We start from the raw sequence: 17,659 nt of genomic DNA on the forward strand, positions 1-17,659 counted from the left end.
GGGGTGCTTACAGCTCTGAAAGAACTGGAACGTCTTGGATATCTGGAAAGGAACCAGCAGCGTGAGAGTAACGGTCGGATGGGCAGAGCGGAGTATGTGATCTATGAGATGCCAAGGAAAAAGCCGTGTTCGGAATCACCGTGTACGGAAAAGCCGTATGCGGTAAATCCGGATACGGACACACCGGTTACGGAAAATCCCGCGCAATTAAGTACTAATAGAACAAGTACTGAAACAATCAATAAAAGAGAGAAGAAGGAAATCCAACACCGGTATGGCTCATACGAAAATGTCCTTCTTTCTGACACGGAATACGGCAAGCTCCGGCAGGAGTTCCCAGGAGATTATCAGATTTATGAAGCGGAATCGGACGATGAACCTGTCTGATTAACGCAGCGTTGACCGGTGGGGCGGCTGAAAAGCCGTCCCCTTTACATAGCCAAATGGTTGGTGGGTGAACTATTTTGAGCTATGAAGCTATGGAATCTGTAGGCGATATCTGATAAAATAGAAAGTAAGAACAGCTCAACAACCCGGAATTTGTCTTGACCTTATAAATTTCCCCGCCTGATTTGCCCCGTTCATTGTCCAGATAGTGCATATAGCAGTGGTCACAGCCCTCACTGTATTTGCGGCAGCCATGCCAGGGATTCCAAATATCACTACTCATACCGATTCCTTTCCAGTTCGCAAATCAGACTGTGAGGCATTCTTCGTGGCCCACGTACCGCACCAATCCCATAGGCTTTCAGCTTCTCAAACGGGAGAAAAGACGGGTTGTACTGATCCAGCTTTTTCAATCTTATCACATGGTTCATATGTACGTTGCCATCATCATAATGGTAAGGAATATTGACTTCTGTAGCTTCGCACCGATATAGAACAGCGGAAACCGTATCATGGATGCACAGCTCATAGAGAATCTGTGTTTTCCACTTTCCCTGAAGCATCAGAAGCAGCGGCGTGACCGGGCTGTTGCCCAGATCGGTGACGATTCCCTTCTTGACATCGCGCAGATATTCCTCATATGTCATGATATGATCCATCTTGATTCCTCCTGTTTATAGCCTTGGTCAGTAGTTTGATACTATGTACGAACTTTCTGCGTACTTGCTTTCGTTTTCGGATACCGTACAATATTTATACAATGAATCGTCAAGAGAGGAGGCAACAAAGTGACTTCTTTAACCATAGAACAAAAAAGAGTGGACATATACCCAAGCGCAAAGCCGGGCAGCCCAGTTATCTATCTCAACACCTTTTCCAATGCCGTTAACAGTGTGTATAAAAACCTGATGGCGCTCGGCTGCCCAGATTTCTGTCTGGTGGCGGTCAGTGAGCTGAAATGGGATCATGACATGACACCGTGGTATATGGGGCCGATCTCTAAACACGATACGCCCTGCACCGGGGGTGCGGATGATTACCTGAAACTGCTTCTGGATGAAATTATGCCGGAAGCGGAAGCGCTCCTTCCCGGTGCGCCCGCCTGGCGGGGCCTCGCCGGTTACTCGCTGGCCGGGCTGTTCGCCCTCTACGCTCTCTACCAAACGGATGTGTTTGCCCGCGCAGCGAGTATGTCAGGTTCCTTCTGGTTTGAGGGCATCATGGAATATGTGTGCTCCCATGAGATGAAGCGCAAACCTGACTGTCTGTATTTTTCTCTCGGAGACAAGGAGAGCTCCACCGATAATCCGATTTTGAACGTTGTGCAGCAGAATACGCAGGAGATAGAAACACTGTGCCACGGGAAAGGCATCGAAACCACCTTCGTACTGAACAGTGGCAGCCACTATCAGGCGTGCAACAAGCGCACAGCGGCTGGCATTCACTGGATATTAAATAGATAAACCGACAAGGAGATAAAACGATGGATACGATTTATTCGCTTTTTCAGAAAGTAGTTAAAGAACATGAAAATGCCCCAGCTATCATTGAAAACGACCGCACCATGACTTTTGGAGAGCTGTCCAACATGGTGGATATGATCACGTGCAGCTTTCCGCAGGAAGTACACAGCATCGGCATCGTCATGCGTCACCGAACCGAGATGATTGCCTCGATTCTGGCGGTACTCAAATGCGGCGGCCGATATGTCCCAGCCGAGCCGGATTTTCCTACCGGGCGCATCCATGACATGATGACCGAGGCACAGGTGGATTTTGTGCTGACGGAACACGCCTTTGCGCCCAAACTGAGCAGTTTCCCCATCCGCTATACAGATTGTGAGATCTGCGGCGTGGAGACGCCCTCCTGGAAGCGCAATGCCATCGAAGACCCGGAACGCCCCGCCTATGTGCTATATACGTCAGGTACCACCGGGCGGCCCAAAGGTGTCTGTGTCACCAACCGCAATGTTTGCCATTATGTCCGTGCCTTTGCCAACGAGTTCCATCCCGGCCCCGGTGATGTCATGCTGCAATATTCCGTCTGTTCTTTTGACATCTTTGTGGAGGAAGTGTTCACCAGTCTGCTGAATGGTGCCGCTCTGGCCATCCCCGCTGACGAGGATAAGGCCGACATCCATGCGTTGATGGTTTTTGTGGAACGCCACCATGTGACTATGATCAGCGGCTTTCCGTATCTGCTGGCAGAAATGAACCACCTGTCTGTCATTCCGTCCTCTCTGCGGCTGCTTATCAGCGGCGGCGATGTGTTGCGGGGCGTTTATGTGGATCACCTGCTGAACAAAGCAGAGGTTTACAACACCTACGGCCCCTCCGAGACAACGGTCTGCGCCTCCTATTACCGTTGTAATAGTGGAACTGTGCTGGAGGACGGTACCTATCCCATCGGTCATCCTGTACTAGGTGCGCAAATCAGGATTCTGGATCAGTCTGGCAACGAGGTTGCCAAAGGGCAGACGGGTGAAATTTGCATTTATGGCGGCGGTGTATCTCTGGGCTACATTGGCGACCATGCCGAGGAAAACAGAGCTTTTGAGCGGCAGCCGGACGGTAGCACCATGTACCGCAGCGGCGATTTGGGCTATATCCTGCCGGATGGCAACATTGCATTCCTGCACCGCAAGGACGACCAGATCATGATTTACGGCAAGCGGGTGGAACTTGCCGAGGTGGAGTCCCGGCTCTATCGGTGCAAGGATGTGCAGCAGGCTATTGTCCGGGCTTTTACAGACGAGGATGGACTGTCCTATATGACCGCCTATGTGGTGCCTTCCGACAATAAGCTGAAAGTCTCGGAAGTAAAAAAAGAACTGTCTGAAAATCTGACTTCCTTTATGATCCCAGAGTTCTTTGTGAAGATGAAGCAGATTCCTTTGAATGTCAACGGTAAGCCGGATGTGTCGAAACTGCCGGTGGTAATGAAAGCGGGGGCATTATAATGGAGATTCAGATCCGGCAGGCCACGATCCAGGACCTGAATGTATTGATGCAATGGCGAATGGAAGTCTTGCATGAGGTATTCTCCATCCCCTCGGAGCGGTCTGTAACAGAGCTGGAATCGGAAAATCGCCGCTACTATCAAACAGAACTGCCGCAGGGCGGACATATTGCCTGCTTTGCCTACGTAGGGGAGGAAATCGTTGGCTGCGGCGGGATATGCCTCTATCATGAGATGCCCTCACCGGACAATCTAAACGGGAAATGTGCCTACCTGATGAACATTTATACCCGGCCGCAGTTTCGCGGACACGGCATAGGGAACAGAATCGTCAGGTGGCTTGTAGAGCAGGCTCGTCAGCGGCATATTTCAAAAATTTATCTTGAAACCTCAAACAAAGGCAGGCCGCTGTATCAAACAATCGGTTTTGCCGATATGAAGGATATGATGAAACTGTCCCGTGAAAAATAAGCAAAATCAAAGGAGCATACATACAATGGAGCCAATCATCTGAAACGTTGAAGTAAAAAGCGTCCTCACAAAATCCAATTTGCCTGTGAGTGATTATTCGGTCAATCCTTATGTGGGCTGTGGCCACGGCTGCAAATATTGCTACGCATCTTTTATGAAGCGTTTTACCAATCACCCGGAGCCCTGGGGAGAGTTCATAGACGTTAAATTTTGGCCGGAAATCAAACACCCGGAGCGGTATGCAGGGAAAGAACTGTTTCTCTGTTACGTGACCGACCCATATCAGCCGCTGGAGGAAACCGCCTGCCGCACCCGCGCCATTTTAGAGCAGATGCAGGGCAGCGGATGTAGCCTCAGTATTGCTACCAAGTCTGACCTGGTGCTGCGTGACCTTGACCTCATTAAAACATTCCCCAATGCGCGGGTATCCTGGTCGATCAAACACACTGGACGAAGATTTTCGCGCTGATATGGACAATGCAGTGAGCATTGAGCGGCGGCTGGCCGCTATGAAAGCATTCCATGATGCTGGTGTGCGCACCACCTGCTTTATCTCGCCGATTTTCCCCGGCCTCACCGACCTGCCCTCCATCATCCACCGGGCGAAGAATCAATGTAATTTGGTCTGGCTGGAAAACCTAAACTTGCGGGGCGGTTATAAGAAAACGATTTTTGACTATATAACGGAAAAACATCCAGACCTGCTGCCGCTGTACGATACCATTTACAATAAAAAAGAACGCAGCTACTGGTCAATGCTGGATGCGCAGATGCGGCAGTTTTGCCAAGAGGAAGGGCTACTGTATGTCCGGGATGATGATTCCATCAAACGCCCGTTCAACGATCCGCCTATCGTGGTCAATTATTTTTTCCACGAAGAGATTATCCCTCGGCCAAAATGCAGAAGAACAGGTAATCAAAACTATATAGTAACATGCAGAAAGCTAGAAGTTGTAGAGGTGAAGTCAATGAACACGCAAATCATCGCCATTGCCAACCAGAAAGGGTGCTATGTGCCAGTGGCACATGTTCAGCGCCGACCGGAGCGGGAGCGGAGAAGCGTTGGCAAGACAACGACCTGTGCCAACTCGGGAATCGGGCTGGCGCAAGCCGGAAAGAAAGTCCTGCTGATCGACGGAGACCCGCAAGGCAGCCTGACGATCAGCTTGGGCAATCCCCAGCCGGACAAGTTGCCCTTTACGCTGTCGGACGCTATGGGGCATATCCTGATGGATGAGCCGATTCATTCCGGCGAGGGTATCCTGCACCACCTGGAGGGGGTAGACTTGATTTTGGTGTTGACGATTTTTGTCTGGCTCTGCACGGGGCTGATCTACATATCCGGTCTGGTGCTTGGTCTGCTAAGCACGGTAATTGCTCTGCTTGGCGTGGCTGTGCTGATTACCTATTCCCCGCAGAATGGTGTGATTTTGCTGGTTATGGCATTTTTGATTAGCCCGATGGGGCTGCCGCTGGCTGCGATCTGGCTGCTGGGCAAGGTACAGAGTTTGAAATTTGCAATCCAGGATTGGGTGTATGGGTAAATGATGTGAATATAATTTAGAATGAAAAGTAGCAGGACAATGGGAGATGAGACCCAATGCCCTGTTTCTCTGTTTATTCGGAACGAACTGTAATATATTTTTGTTTTCGACTGTTTGGCTTATCTGGAATAGTCATTTTAAGCTGGCCACTTGCCAGTAGAGGATTCAAATATTTTCTTGTAAAATAAGTGAGATTTCGATAACCAATAAACGAGCAAATTTCTTGTTTGCTTTTTTCTGTTATACAAAAATCCAAGACTGCGTGTAGGATGTCCTGTGATTTATCTTGATCACTAACTTGATCACAATCTTGGTCACTGGCTAAGTCTTTCTGACTAAGATAGTAATTCACATTTTTCAAAATGACTCTGAAATCTGTCGCTGTTGAGGAAAATTCGGGCTTATATGCCTCTGTGTATCCAGGCAGCTTTTCGGTTTCACTGACGATTTTGCGCAGGCCACTTCCACGGCGTTCCATGTACTTCATGCGGTGGAACAGGTCAGCAATCACAGGGTTTCGTCGTATCGAACGAATACTGTAAATATCGTATTCCTGAATTGAGCCGCCGCCAAACATACCGCCCGGAGATGTGATTTCCACCCGATCATCAAACATATCAATATGGATTTCGCTGCCAAGCACAATATAATCACGATGGATAAGCGCATTGACAAGAGCCTCTGTCACAGCTCGTTCAGCATAATCCGGCTTGTCTACACGATACTGTGCCTCTTTGACAAAACGGACTTTGGAATTATTGCGAATAAATTCACTGCCACTTTTCAGTAGATAAATCAGATTCCCTTCGTATTCTTTATCGTCCAATGCATCATCAAAGATAGAGCCTTTTTCCAAGCCATTCCACCGGGTACAGAACATACGGGAGTTATAGACTGTGTGCTGATCGGTCATGAGCTTTCCGGCATTGGTCAAGACCCCATTTTTGTCAGCCAAACCGAAGGAGACATAATCGGATGGCTCAAAGCGGAGACCAGTCCGTTCCAGATAGGTTGCTTCCAGAAGTGTAAAGCTGTAATCCTTTTTTACCGCATCTGTTGTTAGGGTATCAAAGGACTGATTGGTTCCCTTTAAGATCAGTTCATTCACAATGTAATCCGGGGCAATTACGCTTTCATTTCCAACACGGATATATGCTTCCATCACTCCGTCTGCCTTGTAATAATATGGGGTGCTGCGGCCGGGAGAAACCTCCAGAGCCAATAGGTTTTTACCATCTTCCTGCAATGGCTTTAAGATAAACTGAGGTAATGGTGTGATTCGTTCTTTGATTAAGCGGCTGATCGCCTCAGCATCCTTTTGAACATCAGACAAGCCGATAGGCTTCCGGTCATCAGAGACCCCGAAAAACAGAGTGCCGCCGATTCCATTGGAAAAGGCACTGACACTTTTTAACCAGCTTTTTGGCTTTTTTATTTCGAGAGCAACTTTGAAATCACATTCTGTTGCTTCAGCAATGAGCTGTTCTATCATAAAAATCCCTCCTTTGAGGTTGTAGAAAGTTCTTTTTTATTATACCCAGCGGAGAAAGTTATTGCAACGATAGAAACAAAGAGTTCAGCGAAAACAAAAATATTTATGAGAGGAGGTCCTTCTATTATGGCAACTACAAGAATCATGCCGCTTCATGTTGGCAAGGGTCGCACAGAAAGCCGGGCAATCAGTGACATCATCGACTATGTGGAAAACCCAAAGAAAACAGATAACGGCAAGCTCATTACCGGCTATGCGTGTGACAGCCGGACCGCCGATGCAGAGTTTCTTCTGGCAAAGCGGCAGTACATTGCCGCCACCGGACGAGTGCGCGGCGCGGATGATGTGATTGCTTACCATGTGCGCCAGTCATTCAAACCCGGTGAAATCACGCCGGAGGAAGCAAACCGCCTGGGCGTGGAATTTGCCAAGCGGTTTACCAAGGGCAATCACGCCTTTGTGGTCTGCACCCACATAGACAAATCGCACGTTCATAATCACATCATCTGGTCGGCGGTCAATGCAGATTGTGACCGAAAATTCCGCAACTTTTGGGGCAGCACCAGAGCCGTCCGGCGCTTGAGCGATACCATCTGTATCGAGAACGGATTGTCCATTGTGGAGGACCCAAAACCCCACGGAAAAAGCTACAACAAGTGGCTGGGCGAACAGGCCAAGCCCTCCCATCGGGAACAGCTGCGTGTGATGATTGACAACGCATTATCACAAAGTCCTGCTGACTTTGAAGAACTGCTGAAGCTGTTGCAAGAGTATGGTTGTGAAGTCTCAAAGCGCGGAAAATCGTATCGACTGAAGCTCTCTGGTTGGGAGAAAGCCGCCCGCATGGATAGTCTGGGCGAAGGATATGGATTGGAAGATTTGCGGGCAGTTCTCTTAGGGAAGAAAGCACATACCCCGCGAAAGAAAACCGTCACACAGGCAGAGCCGCCGAAGGTCAATCTGCTGGTGGACATTCAGGCAAAATTGCAGGCTGGAAAAGGTGCTGGCTATGCTCGATGGGCTAAAGTTTTTAATCTGAAACAAATGGCGCAGACCATGAATTACCTGTCAGAGAACAATCTGCTGGAGTATGCGGTTTTGGAAGAAAAGGCTGCGGCTGCCACGGCACATCACAATGATCTTTCGGCGCAGATCAAAGCGGCTGAAAAGCGCATGGCAGAGATCGCTGTTCTGCGTACTCACATCGTAAATTATGCCAAGACCCGTGAGGTCTATGTGGCATACCGCAAGGCGGGTTACTCTAAGAAATTCCGGGAAGAACATGAGGAAGAAATTCTGCTCCATCAGGCTGCTAAGAATGCCTTTGATGAGATGGGCGTCAAGAAGCTTCCCCAGGTCAAAGAGTTGCAGACGGAGTACGCGAAATTGCTGGAAGAAAAGAAAAAGACCTATGCCGAGTACCGGCGTTCCCGTGAGGAAATGCGGGAGCTTTTAACGGCAAAGGCAAATGTAGATCGAGTGCTGAAAATGGAGGTAGAACAGGATGTTGAAAAAGAAAAAGACCACGGCCAGCGGTAAGCTGGTCCTGGTCAAAAGCGTTCGCAGAACGCGCAGCCACAGAATGAAATTCTGTGTTCAAAGGGGCTTGGGGGCGCTGCCCTCAACAAGCAAGCGGAGAGGAAAATCACGGAGGGATTTTCTTCTCTGCGGGCCTGTGTGTATTAACACAGGCATTGCTTGCCGGTATTATCCCTGAATCAGAATAATTTCGGAATAACCACCGTTCTAACTATCCCACATGATGGAGGCGGCGGGCGTTACCGAGGAACTGAAAGCCCGTGACCACATGCGCTGGGTGGGGTTGATGAACACGCTGAAGGCGTAAGCGGAGGAAATAATTTTTCAAGAGTTGATTGCCGCATGAGATTTTAGGCATAAGAAAGGCCGGGATTTTGCTGACAAGTGGCAAATCCCGGCTTTGTTCTTATCGGTTTTCCAAATTCTTTGACCGCCGGTATTCCAGCGGAGAAAGACCAAACTGCTTTTTGAACACGGCTGCAAATTTTCCTTGATTAGAGTAGCCGACCTGTTCGGATATTTCGGCAATCGGACGCTTTGTGTCCGAAAGAAGTCTTGCGGCTTCGTTCATGCGGATTTCCCGCAGCCAAGTGGATATATTCTGTCCATATACGCCTCGAAAATAATTTTTCAGGCTGGTTTCACTGACCGAAAAGCGTTCTGCAACCTGCCGTACAGGAATGTGCTGGCGAAGATCATCGGAAAGGATTTGTGCTGCCCTTTTTGCAATTTCAACCTGTGTTTCCGTGTAGAAGCCGCAGGTTTTCGGAGGCCGGATTTCCATGTTAAGAAGCCGGTGGAGAAGTTCAAGAGTATAGATTTGCAAATGGAAGGCAGAGGGTCTTTCGGATAGCCGCCAGAGTTTTTGAAATATATTTTCCAGCTCGCTGTCCGCTTCGTTGATATATGTTTTATGGTTGCCACAATAACTTTTTTCCAGCGTAGGGAGGTCAAGTGAAAAAGATTTCAAAAGTTCACCGCAGGACTGTAAAAGAAGTGACAGGTCAAAATATATTTTTATCCCCTGATACTGCTTCGTAGGAAAGATATATTCTTTCTGTGCGGTCTGTTCACTGACACAAAAATCATTTTCCTTCAGGTAAATGTAGGAGCCGTCATCCAGAAGCAATTCACTTCTGCCTGAAACGCAATAGTTAATCAGCAAAGGCTTTAGATTTGAATTTTCATCCGACTCCGGCCATACGGGAGCATTTACAAAAATAAAAGCCAAAGTCAGCCCCGGAAAGAGCGTATGGAATGTCATGCGTCCCTTGCCATCTGCCCGATCCAAAAGCAATGTGCTGCTATTTGGACTGTTTTTCAAAGTCACATCAGAAACAGTATCGCTGTTTTCTAAAATGCTGTATATCATATCACGCAACTGCTTCGCCCCTTTCATCACGCAAAATCGTTGATATTATTATACCCGCGAGAAAATTCACGGTCAATGGATATGCTGGCAAAACGAAAAAACTCCGTGCTATACGGGCCTAAAATACTGATATGTGCATAGAAACATAATTGAATATGTGCTACCATTAGAATTGGTTAGCGAGCTCTAACCGAGAAAGCAATCATGTTAGGAGGTTTCGCAATGAACAACAAATTGCAAGGAAAGGATCTCATCAATATCGGTATTTTCACGGCGATTTATTTTATCGTCATTTTCGCTGCGGCGTCCATCGGTTTTATCCCGATTTTCATTCCGCTTATCAGCGTGATCGTGCCGCTTGTGGGCGGTATTCCGATGATGTTGTTCTTCTCCAAAATCAAAAAATTCGGTATGCTTACCATCTGCGGGGTGCTGCTCGGTATCATTATGTTGCTGACCGGCATGGGCTGGTGGTGCATCCCTACCGGGCTGATTTTCGGGCTGATTTCCGATTTTATGATGAAAGCCTGTGACTACAAGAACGCCAAGCGTGAAGTGCTGATCCACGGCGTTTTTTCCATGTGGGTAATCGGGGCGTTTATTCCCATCGTTGTGACGCGTGACGCTTACTACCAGAGCCTGCTCCCCGGCTACGGTCAGGAATATGCCGATACGCTCATGGCTTATATGCCCGACTGGATTTTGCCGGTACTGCTTATTGCTGCTTTCGTCAGCGGTCTTGTCGGCGGTCTGATTGGACGGAAGATTTTCAAAAAGCATTTTGAGCGGGCAGGAATTGTATAATGAGCCGCGAACTTCTTGCAAGTCAAAAAAACAATAGCGGAATTTTATTAGACCCCCGGACAAAACTGGCGGTACTGATTACCATAGCTGTCTTTATTTTAGGCGGTTCGTATGAAGGTATCATGCAGTATTACATCATCGTGTTGGCGGCGATCCCTCTGTTACTTTTGTCATCAGCCAGAAAATGGAAAAGTACTGTTCTCTATATCCTGATTTTCGGAGGCAGCCTGTGTCTGGAAATGTTCGGCCTGTCCCGACTGACCGGCGTAGCAAACTACATCGCGGTAGCCATCGTTGGTATTCTTCTGCGGTTCACCCCCAGCGTGGTCATGGGATATTTCGTGGTAACGACAACCACGGTCAGCGAATTTGTTGCGGCGATGGAACGGCTCCATCTGCCGCAGCAGATCACCATTCCCATGTCTGTGATGTTTCGCTTCTTTCCCACGGTTGCGGAAGAATGGAGCGCTATTGGGGACGCCATGCGGATGCGTGGCGTCCGCTTTGGTGGTGGAAAAGTCGGTGCGATTTTAGAGTATCGGATTGTCCCCATGATGATCTGCTCCGTCAAAATCGGAGAGGAACTGTCCCAGGCAGCCCTTACGCGGGGATTGGGAGGCCCGGTAAAACGGACGAATATCTGTAAGCTGGGTTTTCATGTGCAGGATGTTATTTTCCTGCTGATCTGTCTGGGAGCATTTGCAGCGCAAATCTATGTGCTTGCCGCAAGGGGGTGAAGGAAATGATTGAATGTCAAGATGTGTCCTTTTCTTATCCTGCCAGTACCCTTCCCGACAGTGAGAGGCAGGCCGGTGGCGCTTTAAAACATATTTCCTGCACTATTGAGGACGGTTCTTTTGTTCTGCTCTGCGGGACTTCAGGCTGTGGGAAAACAACCATGACCCGGTTGTTTAACGGCTTGATCCCCCATTATCATGAGGGGACTTATACCGGCTCCGTCTATCTGGATGGAAAGGATACCCGTGACATGTCACTGTTTGATATTTCTCTGAAAGTCGGTTCTGTATTTCAAAATCCGCGTTCTCAGTTTTTCAATGTGGACACGACCAGCGAACTGGCTTTCGGCCCAGAGAATCACGGCATAGCGGAAGATCTTGTGCGTGACCGTGTAAAGCGTGTAGCTGCACAGCTAAAGTTGGAGCCGCTGCTTGATAGAAGCATTTTTTCTTTGTCCGGCGGCGAAAAGCAAAAAATCGCCTGCGGATCGGCAGCGGCGATTGACCCGGATATTTATGTGCTTGATGAGCCATCATCCAACCTTGACGCATACGCTATCGCTGATTTCCGGCAGCTTCTCTTTACTTTGAAATCGCAGGGAAAGACCATCATCATCTCTGAACACCGGCTGTATTATCTGTCCGGTCTCTTTGACCGTGTCCTGTACCTGAAAGATGGAGAAATTGACGGTGATTATACAGCAGAGGAATTTTGCGGCCTGTCGGCAAAACAGCGCGACGATATGGGATTGCGCCCTCTTGATCTTGCGGGGCTTTCAGAAGTTGAAGGCACGCCGCAGAGAATGAATGAGGCGGTTTGGACGATAAAGAATGTGTCCTTCGCCTATAAGCATGAGCCGGAAACCTTGCATATAACGGAAACCTCTTTCCCATCCGGCAGCGCCACGGCCATCATCGGACATAATGGTGCGGGAAAATCCACCTTTGCCCGGTGCCTCTGTGGGTTGGAAAAGCACTTCAAAGGAACGGTGCAGGATCAGAGCAAGAACTATTCCAGAAAAGAACGATTGAAACTCTGTTATATGGTCATGCAGGATGTAAACCACCAGCTCTTTACCGAAAGTGTTCTGGATGAAATTCTGCTCAGTATGAGAACTGAGGATAAGCAGAGGGCAAGAGAAATCTTGCAGGAGATGGACCTGCTGCCTTATGAGGACTGCCACCCGATGGGACTGTCCGGCGGCCAAAAGCAGCGCATGGCGGTTGCCTCTGCGATTGCTTCGGAGCGCCCTATGATTTTATTCGATGAACCGACCAGCGGTCTTGACCTGTTTCACATGAGGCAGGTTGCCAATGTTGTTAATCAAGTGGCAAATGCCGGAAGAACCGCACTTGTGGTAACACATGACCCGGAATTTATTCTACGCGGCTGCAATTATGTCCTTCACTTAGAAAAAGGGCAAATTCAGGAAAGTTATTCCATAGAGGACAACGATGGCCGAAAACGCCTGCTAAAGTTTTTTCTGAGTGATATGAAGAAGGAGGTGTCCACAGAATGAAGGAGGAAAAGAAAGAGTCGCCCATAGGCGTCTTATGGGGATGGGGCAAGCCCTATCATGGAAAATTCATCGGCAGTGTTATCCTTGCGGTATTAGGCGTGGCCTGCCAGATGGTGCCCTATTTCTGCGTGGCGAATATTGTCACAATGATGTTGTCTGGGGAACAGAATTTTTCCCGCTATGTGACCGCTGGTATTATTGCATTGTGCGGCTACTTTGGGAAAGTGCTGTTTTCCAGTCTTTCTACAACGATTTCCCACACGGCGACCTATTACACGCTGCGCGATCTGCGAGAGAATATCACCGCAAAGCTGGCCCGCGTCCCGATGGGGACGATTTTAGATACTCCGTCCGGCCAGTACAAAACGACGATTGTTGACCGGGTTGAAGGCATGGAATCGACCTTCGCACACCTGCTCCCGGAAATGACCGCAAATGTGCTGGTGCCTTTGGTGATTGTCGTATATCTGTTCGTTATGGACTGGCGCATGGCGCTCCTGTCCCTTGTTACGCTGGTGGTGGGCCTTGCTGTCATGTCCGCCGGTATGAAGAATTATCCCGTCAAATGGGAGGGCGCGGTTAAAGCGGGAAAGCAGATGGCAAACGCCATTGTAGAATACATCGGCGGGATTGAGGTGGTAAAAGCGTTCAGCCAGTCCGCCGGTTCCTACAAAAAATATTCTGACGCGGTGAATTATAACGCCAACTATTATGTGGACTGGATGCGTGAAAACCAGAAAACCATGAGCGCCTACAACGCCATCCTGCCCTCAGTGCTAATCTGCGTGCTGCCCTGCGGCTTCGCGTTCTGGCTCTCCGGCAGTCTGGAGCTTTCCACCTTCCTGTCCATTGTGATTTTCTCGCTGGGGCTGATCGGGCCGATTATTGCGGCCTTTACCTTTACGGACGATTTGGCTGTACTGGGGACAAATGTGGAAGAAATCAGCCAGCTTCTGAACGCCGAAGAACTGAACCATAAAGAAGCGCCGATCAAGCTGGAAGATACCGGCATTTCTCTTAGGTCTGTGTCGTTTTCTTATGACGGGACAACAGAGGTTTTGCATGATGTGAATCTCGCCATCCACCCCGGAACCATGACCGCCCTTGTAGGGCCGTCCGGCTCCGGCAAGTCTACGGTGGCGAAGCTGATTGCCGGGTATTGGGATGTTACATCCGGCAGCATTACCCTCGGCGGCCATGAGCTGAAGGATATGCCGCTGTCTGAAATTGCAGACCAGATTTCCTATGTATCTCAGGACAACTACCTGTTTAACCGCAGTATCCGGGAGAATATCCGCATGGGAAGACCCAGTGCCACGGACGCAGAGGTGGAGCAGGCGGCCAAACAAAGCGGCTGCGACGCCTTTATCCGCAAGCTGGATAATGGCTATGATACGGTTGTCGGCAGCGCCGGTTCCCATCTTTCCGGCGGTGAACGCCAGCGGATTGCCATCGCCCGCGCCATGCTGAAAAATGCGCCGGTTGTCATTTTGGACGAGGCAACTGCCTATATCGACCCAGAGAATGAGGCGCTGGTGCAGCAAGCCATTTCCACTTTAACTGTCGGCAAGACCCTGATTGTGATCGCACACCGGCTGTCTACCATTGTTGGCGCAGATAACATCGTTGTGGTGAAGGATGGAACTATCCACGCACAGGGTACGCATGAGAAGCTGCTGGAAACCTGCCCCCTCTACCGGGATATGTGGCAGGCGCACATCGGCGCGAAAGACCAGATGTAAGGGGGTGTTGTCAGATGTATGGAACATTGAAAAAAATCTTTGCTTTTGCAGGCAGCAAAAAGGAGCTTCTAAAAAAATCCCTGTTATTCTCATTCCTGTCCGGGCTGTTTTCAGCCATGCAGTTTGCCGCCCTCTTTGTAGTGATTGGCGCGTTAGTATCTGACAACCGGGACGGAAAGTTTATCTGGCTTTCGCTGGGGATTATGACCGTTTCCCTCATTGGGCGTATCATCATGACCTATTTCTCCACGATGGAGCAGACAGAAACCGGCTATTGCATGGTGGCGGAAAAGCGTATCCATATCGGAGATCGGCTGCGCTACATCCCGATGGGCTACTTCAACAAGAATAGTATCGGGAATATTACCGCCATTGTCACAACAACTTTGGGTGATGTAGAGAACTCAGCAGCCCGTGTCCTGGTGTCAGTGCTGGGCGGTTTTTTCAACTCGGTTGCCCTCGTCATCGTCCTGTTGGTATTTGACTGGCGGATCGGTCTTGTGGCCGCTGCCGGTGTCCTGATTTACCTTGCGGCGGCGGAACTGGCGCTTCGCAAATCTGCCGCGCTCAGCGGTGTACGCCAGCACACACAGGAGTCCCTTGTAGAGTCTGTGTTGGAGTACATTCAGGGGATGGGGATTGTCAAAGCATTTGGACTGGAACGGGACAGCACGCAGTCTATCGGCAGTGCAATTAAGGCGAGCTGCCGGGATAACCTGAAATTGACAAAGGCCAGCGTTCCCTATGACGCTATCAAACAGGCTGTTGTCCGAGTGTTCAGCGTCCTGCTGCTTTTGGCCTCGGTTTGGTTCTGGCTGGACGGCTCTCTGCCGCTGGCCTATGGTCTGATTTTGGTGATTGCTTCTTTCATGGTGTTCAACGATTTGGAGAACGCCGGGAATATGGCCTCTCTGCTGCAAATGCTGGCGGCCTCGATGGATACGGCAAACTCCATTGATGACACGCCGGTGATGGACGAGAAAGGCGCTGACATTACGCCGAAGTCCAGCGAGATCGTGTTTGACAAGGTGGATTTTTCCTACGCAGACCGCAAGATATTAGATCAGGTCAGCTTTACCATTCCCGAAAAAACGACTACGGCCATTGTCGGCCCTTCCGGGGCAGGAAAGACAACGATGTGCAACCTGATTGCCCGTTTTTGGGATGTGAATGCCGGGAAGATTACCATAGGCGGTACGGATGTACGGGATTTTAAGCTGGACAGCCTGATGAAGAATATCTCGATGGTGTTCCAGAGCGTATACCTCTTTGCAGATACGATTGAGAACAATATCAAGTTTGGCTGCCCGGACGCCACCCATGAGCAGGTGGTTGAGGCGGCGAAGAAGGCTTGCTGCCATGACTTTATTTCTGCCCTGCCGGATGGCTATGACACTGTGATTGGCGAGGGCGGCGGCACTCTGTCTGGCGGCGAGAAACAGCGGATTTCCATCGCCCGCGCCATGCTGAAGGACGCACCCATCATCATTTTGGACGAGGCGACGAGCAGTGTTGACCCGGAGAATGAGGATGAATTGCAGCGTGCTATTGAGGCACTGACCCATGACAAGACTATCATCATGATTGCTCACCGGCTGAAAACCGTTCGCAACGCCGACCAGATCCTTGTGCTGGATAACGCTCATATCGTCCAGCGCGGCACTCATGCGGAGCTGATCCAGCAAAAGGGCCTGTATGCCGATTTTGTATCGGCCAGACAGGAGGCCATCGGCTGGAAGCTGGCTCAGTAAGGGAGGTTCAGATGAAACTTCATGCGTCCGGGGAGGACTACCTGGAAACCATCCTTGTTCTCCAAAAGAAACGCGGTATGGTGCGCTCCGTAGATGTGGCCCGGCACATGGAGGTGTCAAAGCCCAGCGTGTGCCATGCAGTGGTTACCTTGCGGGACGGCGGCTTTATTATGATGGACGAAGATCACTTTCTCCATCTGACCGATGTGGGCCGCGAGGTGGCTGAAAAAATCTATAAACGTCACTGCTTCTTTACTGAGCAGCTTATCGCCGCAGGCGTTGACCCCAAGACTGCGGAGGCCGACGCCTGCCGGATTGAACACATCATCAGCGATGAGAGTTTTGACCGGCTGAAAGAGGCAGCCGAACAAGAGCAAGACTAAAACCGAATAAGCCAAGCGATCCTGCCCCGCAAGACGGGGAAAGAAAAAAACCGTTGCAGGGCAGGCAGCTTTGTGCGCCCAAAATGGATTTTCCAGGTACTGCGGCGGTTTTGAGTAACATCAAGGCCGCCGTTCCTTATGCCCTCGACAAAGGAGTGACGACTACACGCTGACACGGCGGCTTTAGGAGGGAGCCGCCGTGAAGCAAAGACCGCTTCGACATAATTCGGCAGGAATTTACCTGTCAAAAAAAGCCTGACCGTCAATCGGCCCCCATCTGCTTATGAACAGGCACTATCGTGGCTGGTCCATAAGCGTCATAAGTCCTCTTTTAGCAGCGCCAGCCGCCGTTCTTCGGATGCTGGCGCTTTTGTTTGTCGTTTTTTCGGGAATTTCCCCGAAAGATGTCGCTCACCGCCTTCATTTTGGTTCACCCGTCAACCCGTGAATCGAAATGGAGGTACATAATGCAGAAGATCAATCTTCGGGAACTGTATCCCGATGTGTATAAAACCGATGTCTTTGTAGACGTGGCCGAGGAAGTCGTGGCCGCGATCCGGGGCCAGGAGCAGGACGATGCCGCCTATGAACGCCGGAAGTTCCGGCACAAGGCTCACTACTCTCTGAACCGGGAGGATGGCATTGAAAACGATGCCCTCAACCGGTCACTCACCCCGGAGGAAGTCCTGGAGCAGAAGCTGCTGCGGGAGGAAGTGTATGCCGCGCTGATGCAGCTGACCGCCATCCAGGCCCGGCGTATCTACGCCCGGTTTTACCTGGGCATGACGGTGGCCGAGATCGCCCGGATCGAGGGGGCTGACCGCCGCCGCGTGTGGGAGAGCATCCGGCGCGGACTGAAGAAGCTGGCGCGGTTGCTGGATACGGCCCAATAACCTGACCGCCGCATAGCGGCAAAAAGAGAGCCGGTGGGGGTTTTTATTCCTCCACCGGCTTACTTA

Annotated in this window: 17 protein-coding genes and 4 pseudogenes; 17 read left to right on the forward strand and 4 right to left on the reverse strand. The window is 50.0% G+C overall.

Annotation, left to right across the window (positions count from 1 at the left end; all coding sequences use genetic code 11):
* Window positions 1-387: pseudogene (locus OCV62_RS16715) on the forward strand (helix-turn-helix domain-containing protein); the annotation flags it as partial.
* Window positions 388-469: 82 nt separating this feature from the next.
* On the opposite strand, the gene OCV62_RS18745 reads toward OCV62_RS16715, so the two are convergent.
* Both OCV62_RS18745 and OCV62_RS16720 read right to left on the reverse strand, forming a co-directional pair.
* Window positions 470-670, reverse strand: a complete 201-nt coding sequence (locus OCV62_RS18745; RefSeq protein WP_176834956.1) for a DUF5131 family protein — start codon at window positions 668-670, stop codon at window positions 470-472.
* Window positions 663-1,046 carry a hypothetical protein gene (locus OCV62_RS16720; RefSeq protein ID WP_207643447.1) on the reverse strand — a complete coding sequence of 128 codons (384 nt, stop codon included), beginning with the start codon at window positions 1,044-1,046 and terminating at the stop codon, window positions 663-665. The genes OCV62_RS18745 and OCV62_RS16720 overlap by 8 nt, the downstream gene beginning before the upstream one ends.
* Before the next feature lie 129 nt (window positions 1,047-1,175).
* On the opposite strand from OCV62_RS16720, the gene OCV62_RS16725 reads away from it, so the two are divergent.
* The 6 genes and pseudogenes from OCV62_RS16725 to OCV62_RS16750 all read left to right on the forward strand — a co-directional run bounded on the left by OCV62_RS16725 (window position 1,176) and on the right by OCV62_RS16750 (window position 5,360).
* Window positions 1,176-1,850: an alpha/beta hydrolase gene (locus tag OCV62_RS16725; protein WP_055058584.1), complete on the forward strand. Its 675-nt coding sequence runs from the start codon at window positions 1,176-1,178 to the stop codon at window positions 1,848-1,850.
* Window positions 1,851-1,870: 20 nt separating this feature from the next.
* The gene (locus OCV62_RS16730) at window positions 1,871-3,346 is read left to right on the forward strand and encodes an amino acid adenylation domain-containing protein (protein WP_262588090.1); all 1,476 of its coding nucleotides are present in this window, start codon (window positions 1,871-1,873) and stop codon (window positions 3,344-3,346) included.
* Window positions 3,346-3,816 carry a GNAT family N-acetyltransferase gene (locus tag OCV62_RS16735; protein ID WP_005924656.1) on the forward strand — a complete coding sequence of 157 codons (471 nt, stop codon included), beginning with the start codon at window positions 3,346-3,348 and terminating at the stop codon, window positions 3,814-3,816. Before OCV62_RS16730 ends, OCV62_RS16735 begins: the two co-directional genes overlap by 1 nt.
* A 79-nt stretch (window positions 3,817-3,895) precedes the next feature.
* Window positions 3,896-4,572, forward strand: a pseudogene (locus tag OCV62_RS18575) (radical SAM protein); the annotation flags it as partial.
* Between the two features lie 212 nt (window positions 4,573-4,784).
* Window positions 4,785-5,108 (forward strand): annotated as a pseudogene (locus OCV62_RS16745) (ParA family protein); the annotation flags it as partial.
* 3 nt (window positions 5,109-5,111) lie between these two features.
* Window positions 5,112-5,360, forward strand: coding sequence for a CD1845 family protein (locus OCV62_RS16750; protein WP_262588107.1), 249 nt, complete (start codon window positions 5,112-5,114; stop codon window positions 5,358-5,360).
* 73 nt (window positions 5,361-5,433) lie between these two features.
* Here the strand turns inward: OCV62_RS16750 and OCV62_RS16755 are convergent, their stop codons facing one another.
* Complete coding sequence (locus OCV62_RS16755) at window positions 5,434-6,852, reverse strand: ATP-binding protein (protein WP_262588092.1); 1,419 nt, start codon at window positions 6,850-6,852, stop codon at window positions 5,434-5,436.
* 126 nt (window positions 6,853-6,978) lie between these two features.
* On the opposite strand from OCV62_RS16755, the gene OCV62_RS16760 reads away from it, so the two are divergent.
* Window positions 6,979-8,391 (forward strand): relaxase/mobilization nuclease domain-containing protein, encoded by a 1,413-nt coding sequence (locus OCV62_RS16760; RefSeq protein ID WP_262588094.1) that lies wholly within the window; start codon window positions 6,979-6,981, stop codon window positions 8,389-8,391.
* 211 nt (window positions 8,392-8,602) lie between these two features.
* Window positions 8,603-8,698: pseudogene (locus OCV62_RS16765) on the forward strand (TnpV protein); the annotation flags it as partial.
* A 99-nt stretch (window positions 8,699-8,797) separates the two neighbouring features.
* Here the strand turns inward: OCV62_RS16765 and OCV62_RS16770 are convergent.
* Entirely contained in the window at window positions 8,798-9,763 is a 966-nt protein-coding gene (locus OCV62_RS16770) for a helix-turn-helix domain-containing protein (RefSeq protein ID WP_262588096.1), read from the reverse strand.
* Between the two features lie 222 nt (window positions 9,764-9,985).
* Between OCV62_RS16770 and OCV62_RS16775 the strand changes: the two genes are divergently transcribed.
* From OCV62_RS16775 to OCV62_RS16810, 8 genes are all read left to right on the forward strand, one after another.
* A complete protein-coding gene (locus OCV62_RS16775; RefSeq protein ID WP_148430715.1) occupies window positions 9,986-10,567 on the forward strand; it encodes an MptD family putative ECF transporter S component in 582 nt (193 codons plus the stop codon).
* Window positions 10,567-11,304, forward strand: a complete 738-nt coding sequence (locus tag OCV62_RS16780; RefSeq protein WP_262588098.1) for an energy-coupling factor transporter transmembrane component T — start codon at window positions 10,567-10,569, stop codon at window positions 11,302-11,304. Before OCV62_RS16775 ends, OCV62_RS16780 begins: the two co-directional genes overlap by 1 nt.
* Before the next feature lie 5 nt (window positions 11,305-11,309).
* Window positions 11,310-12,824, forward strand: a complete 1,515-nt coding sequence (locus OCV62_RS16785; protein ID WP_262588099.1) for an ABC transporter ATP-binding protein — start codon at window positions 11,310-11,312, stop codon at window positions 12,822-12,824.
* Window positions 12,821-14,566 (forward strand): ABC transporter ATP-binding protein, encoded by a 1,746-nt coding sequence (locus OCV62_RS16790; protein WP_262588101.1) that lies wholly within the window; start codon window positions 12,821-12,823, stop codon window positions 14,564-14,566. The genes OCV62_RS16785 and OCV62_RS16790 overlap by 4 nt, the downstream gene beginning before the upstream one ends.
* 14 nt (window positions 14,567-14,580) lie before the next feature.
* Entirely contained in the window at window positions 14,581-16,317 is a 1,737-nt protein-coding gene (locus OCV62_RS16795) for an ABC transporter ATP-binding protein (RefSeq protein WP_148430707.1), read from the forward strand.
* An 11-nt stretch (window positions 16,318-16,328) separates the two neighbouring features.
* Window positions 16,329-16,700 carry a metal-dependent transcriptional regulator gene (locus OCV62_RS16800; RefSeq protein WP_262588103.1) on the forward strand — a complete coding sequence of 124 codons (372 nt, stop codon included), beginning with the start codon at window positions 16,329-16,331 and terminating at the stop codon, window positions 16,698-16,700.
* Window positions 16,701-16,983: 283 nt separating this feature from the next.
* Window positions 16,984-17,148 carry a hypothetical protein gene (locus tag OCV62_RS16805; RefSeq protein WP_262588105.1) on the forward strand — a complete coding sequence of 55 codons (165 nt, stop codon included), beginning with the start codon at window positions 16,984-16,986 and terminating at the stop codon, window positions 17,146-17,148.
* Window positions 17,149-17,167: 19 nt separating this feature from the next.
* Complete coding sequence (locus OCV62_RS16810) at window positions 17,168-17,593, forward strand: RNA polymerase sigma factor (RefSeq protein WP_173765964.1); 426 nt, start codon at window positions 17,168-17,170, stop codon at window positions 17,591-17,593.
* Window positions 17,594-17,659 lie beyond the last annotated feature (66 nt).

Source organism: Gallintestinimicrobium propionicum, assembly GCF_025567525.1.
Classification (GTDB): domain Bacteria; phylum Bacillota; class Clostridia; order Lachnospirales; family Lachnospiraceae; genus Gallintestinimicrobium; species Gallintestinimicrobium propionicum.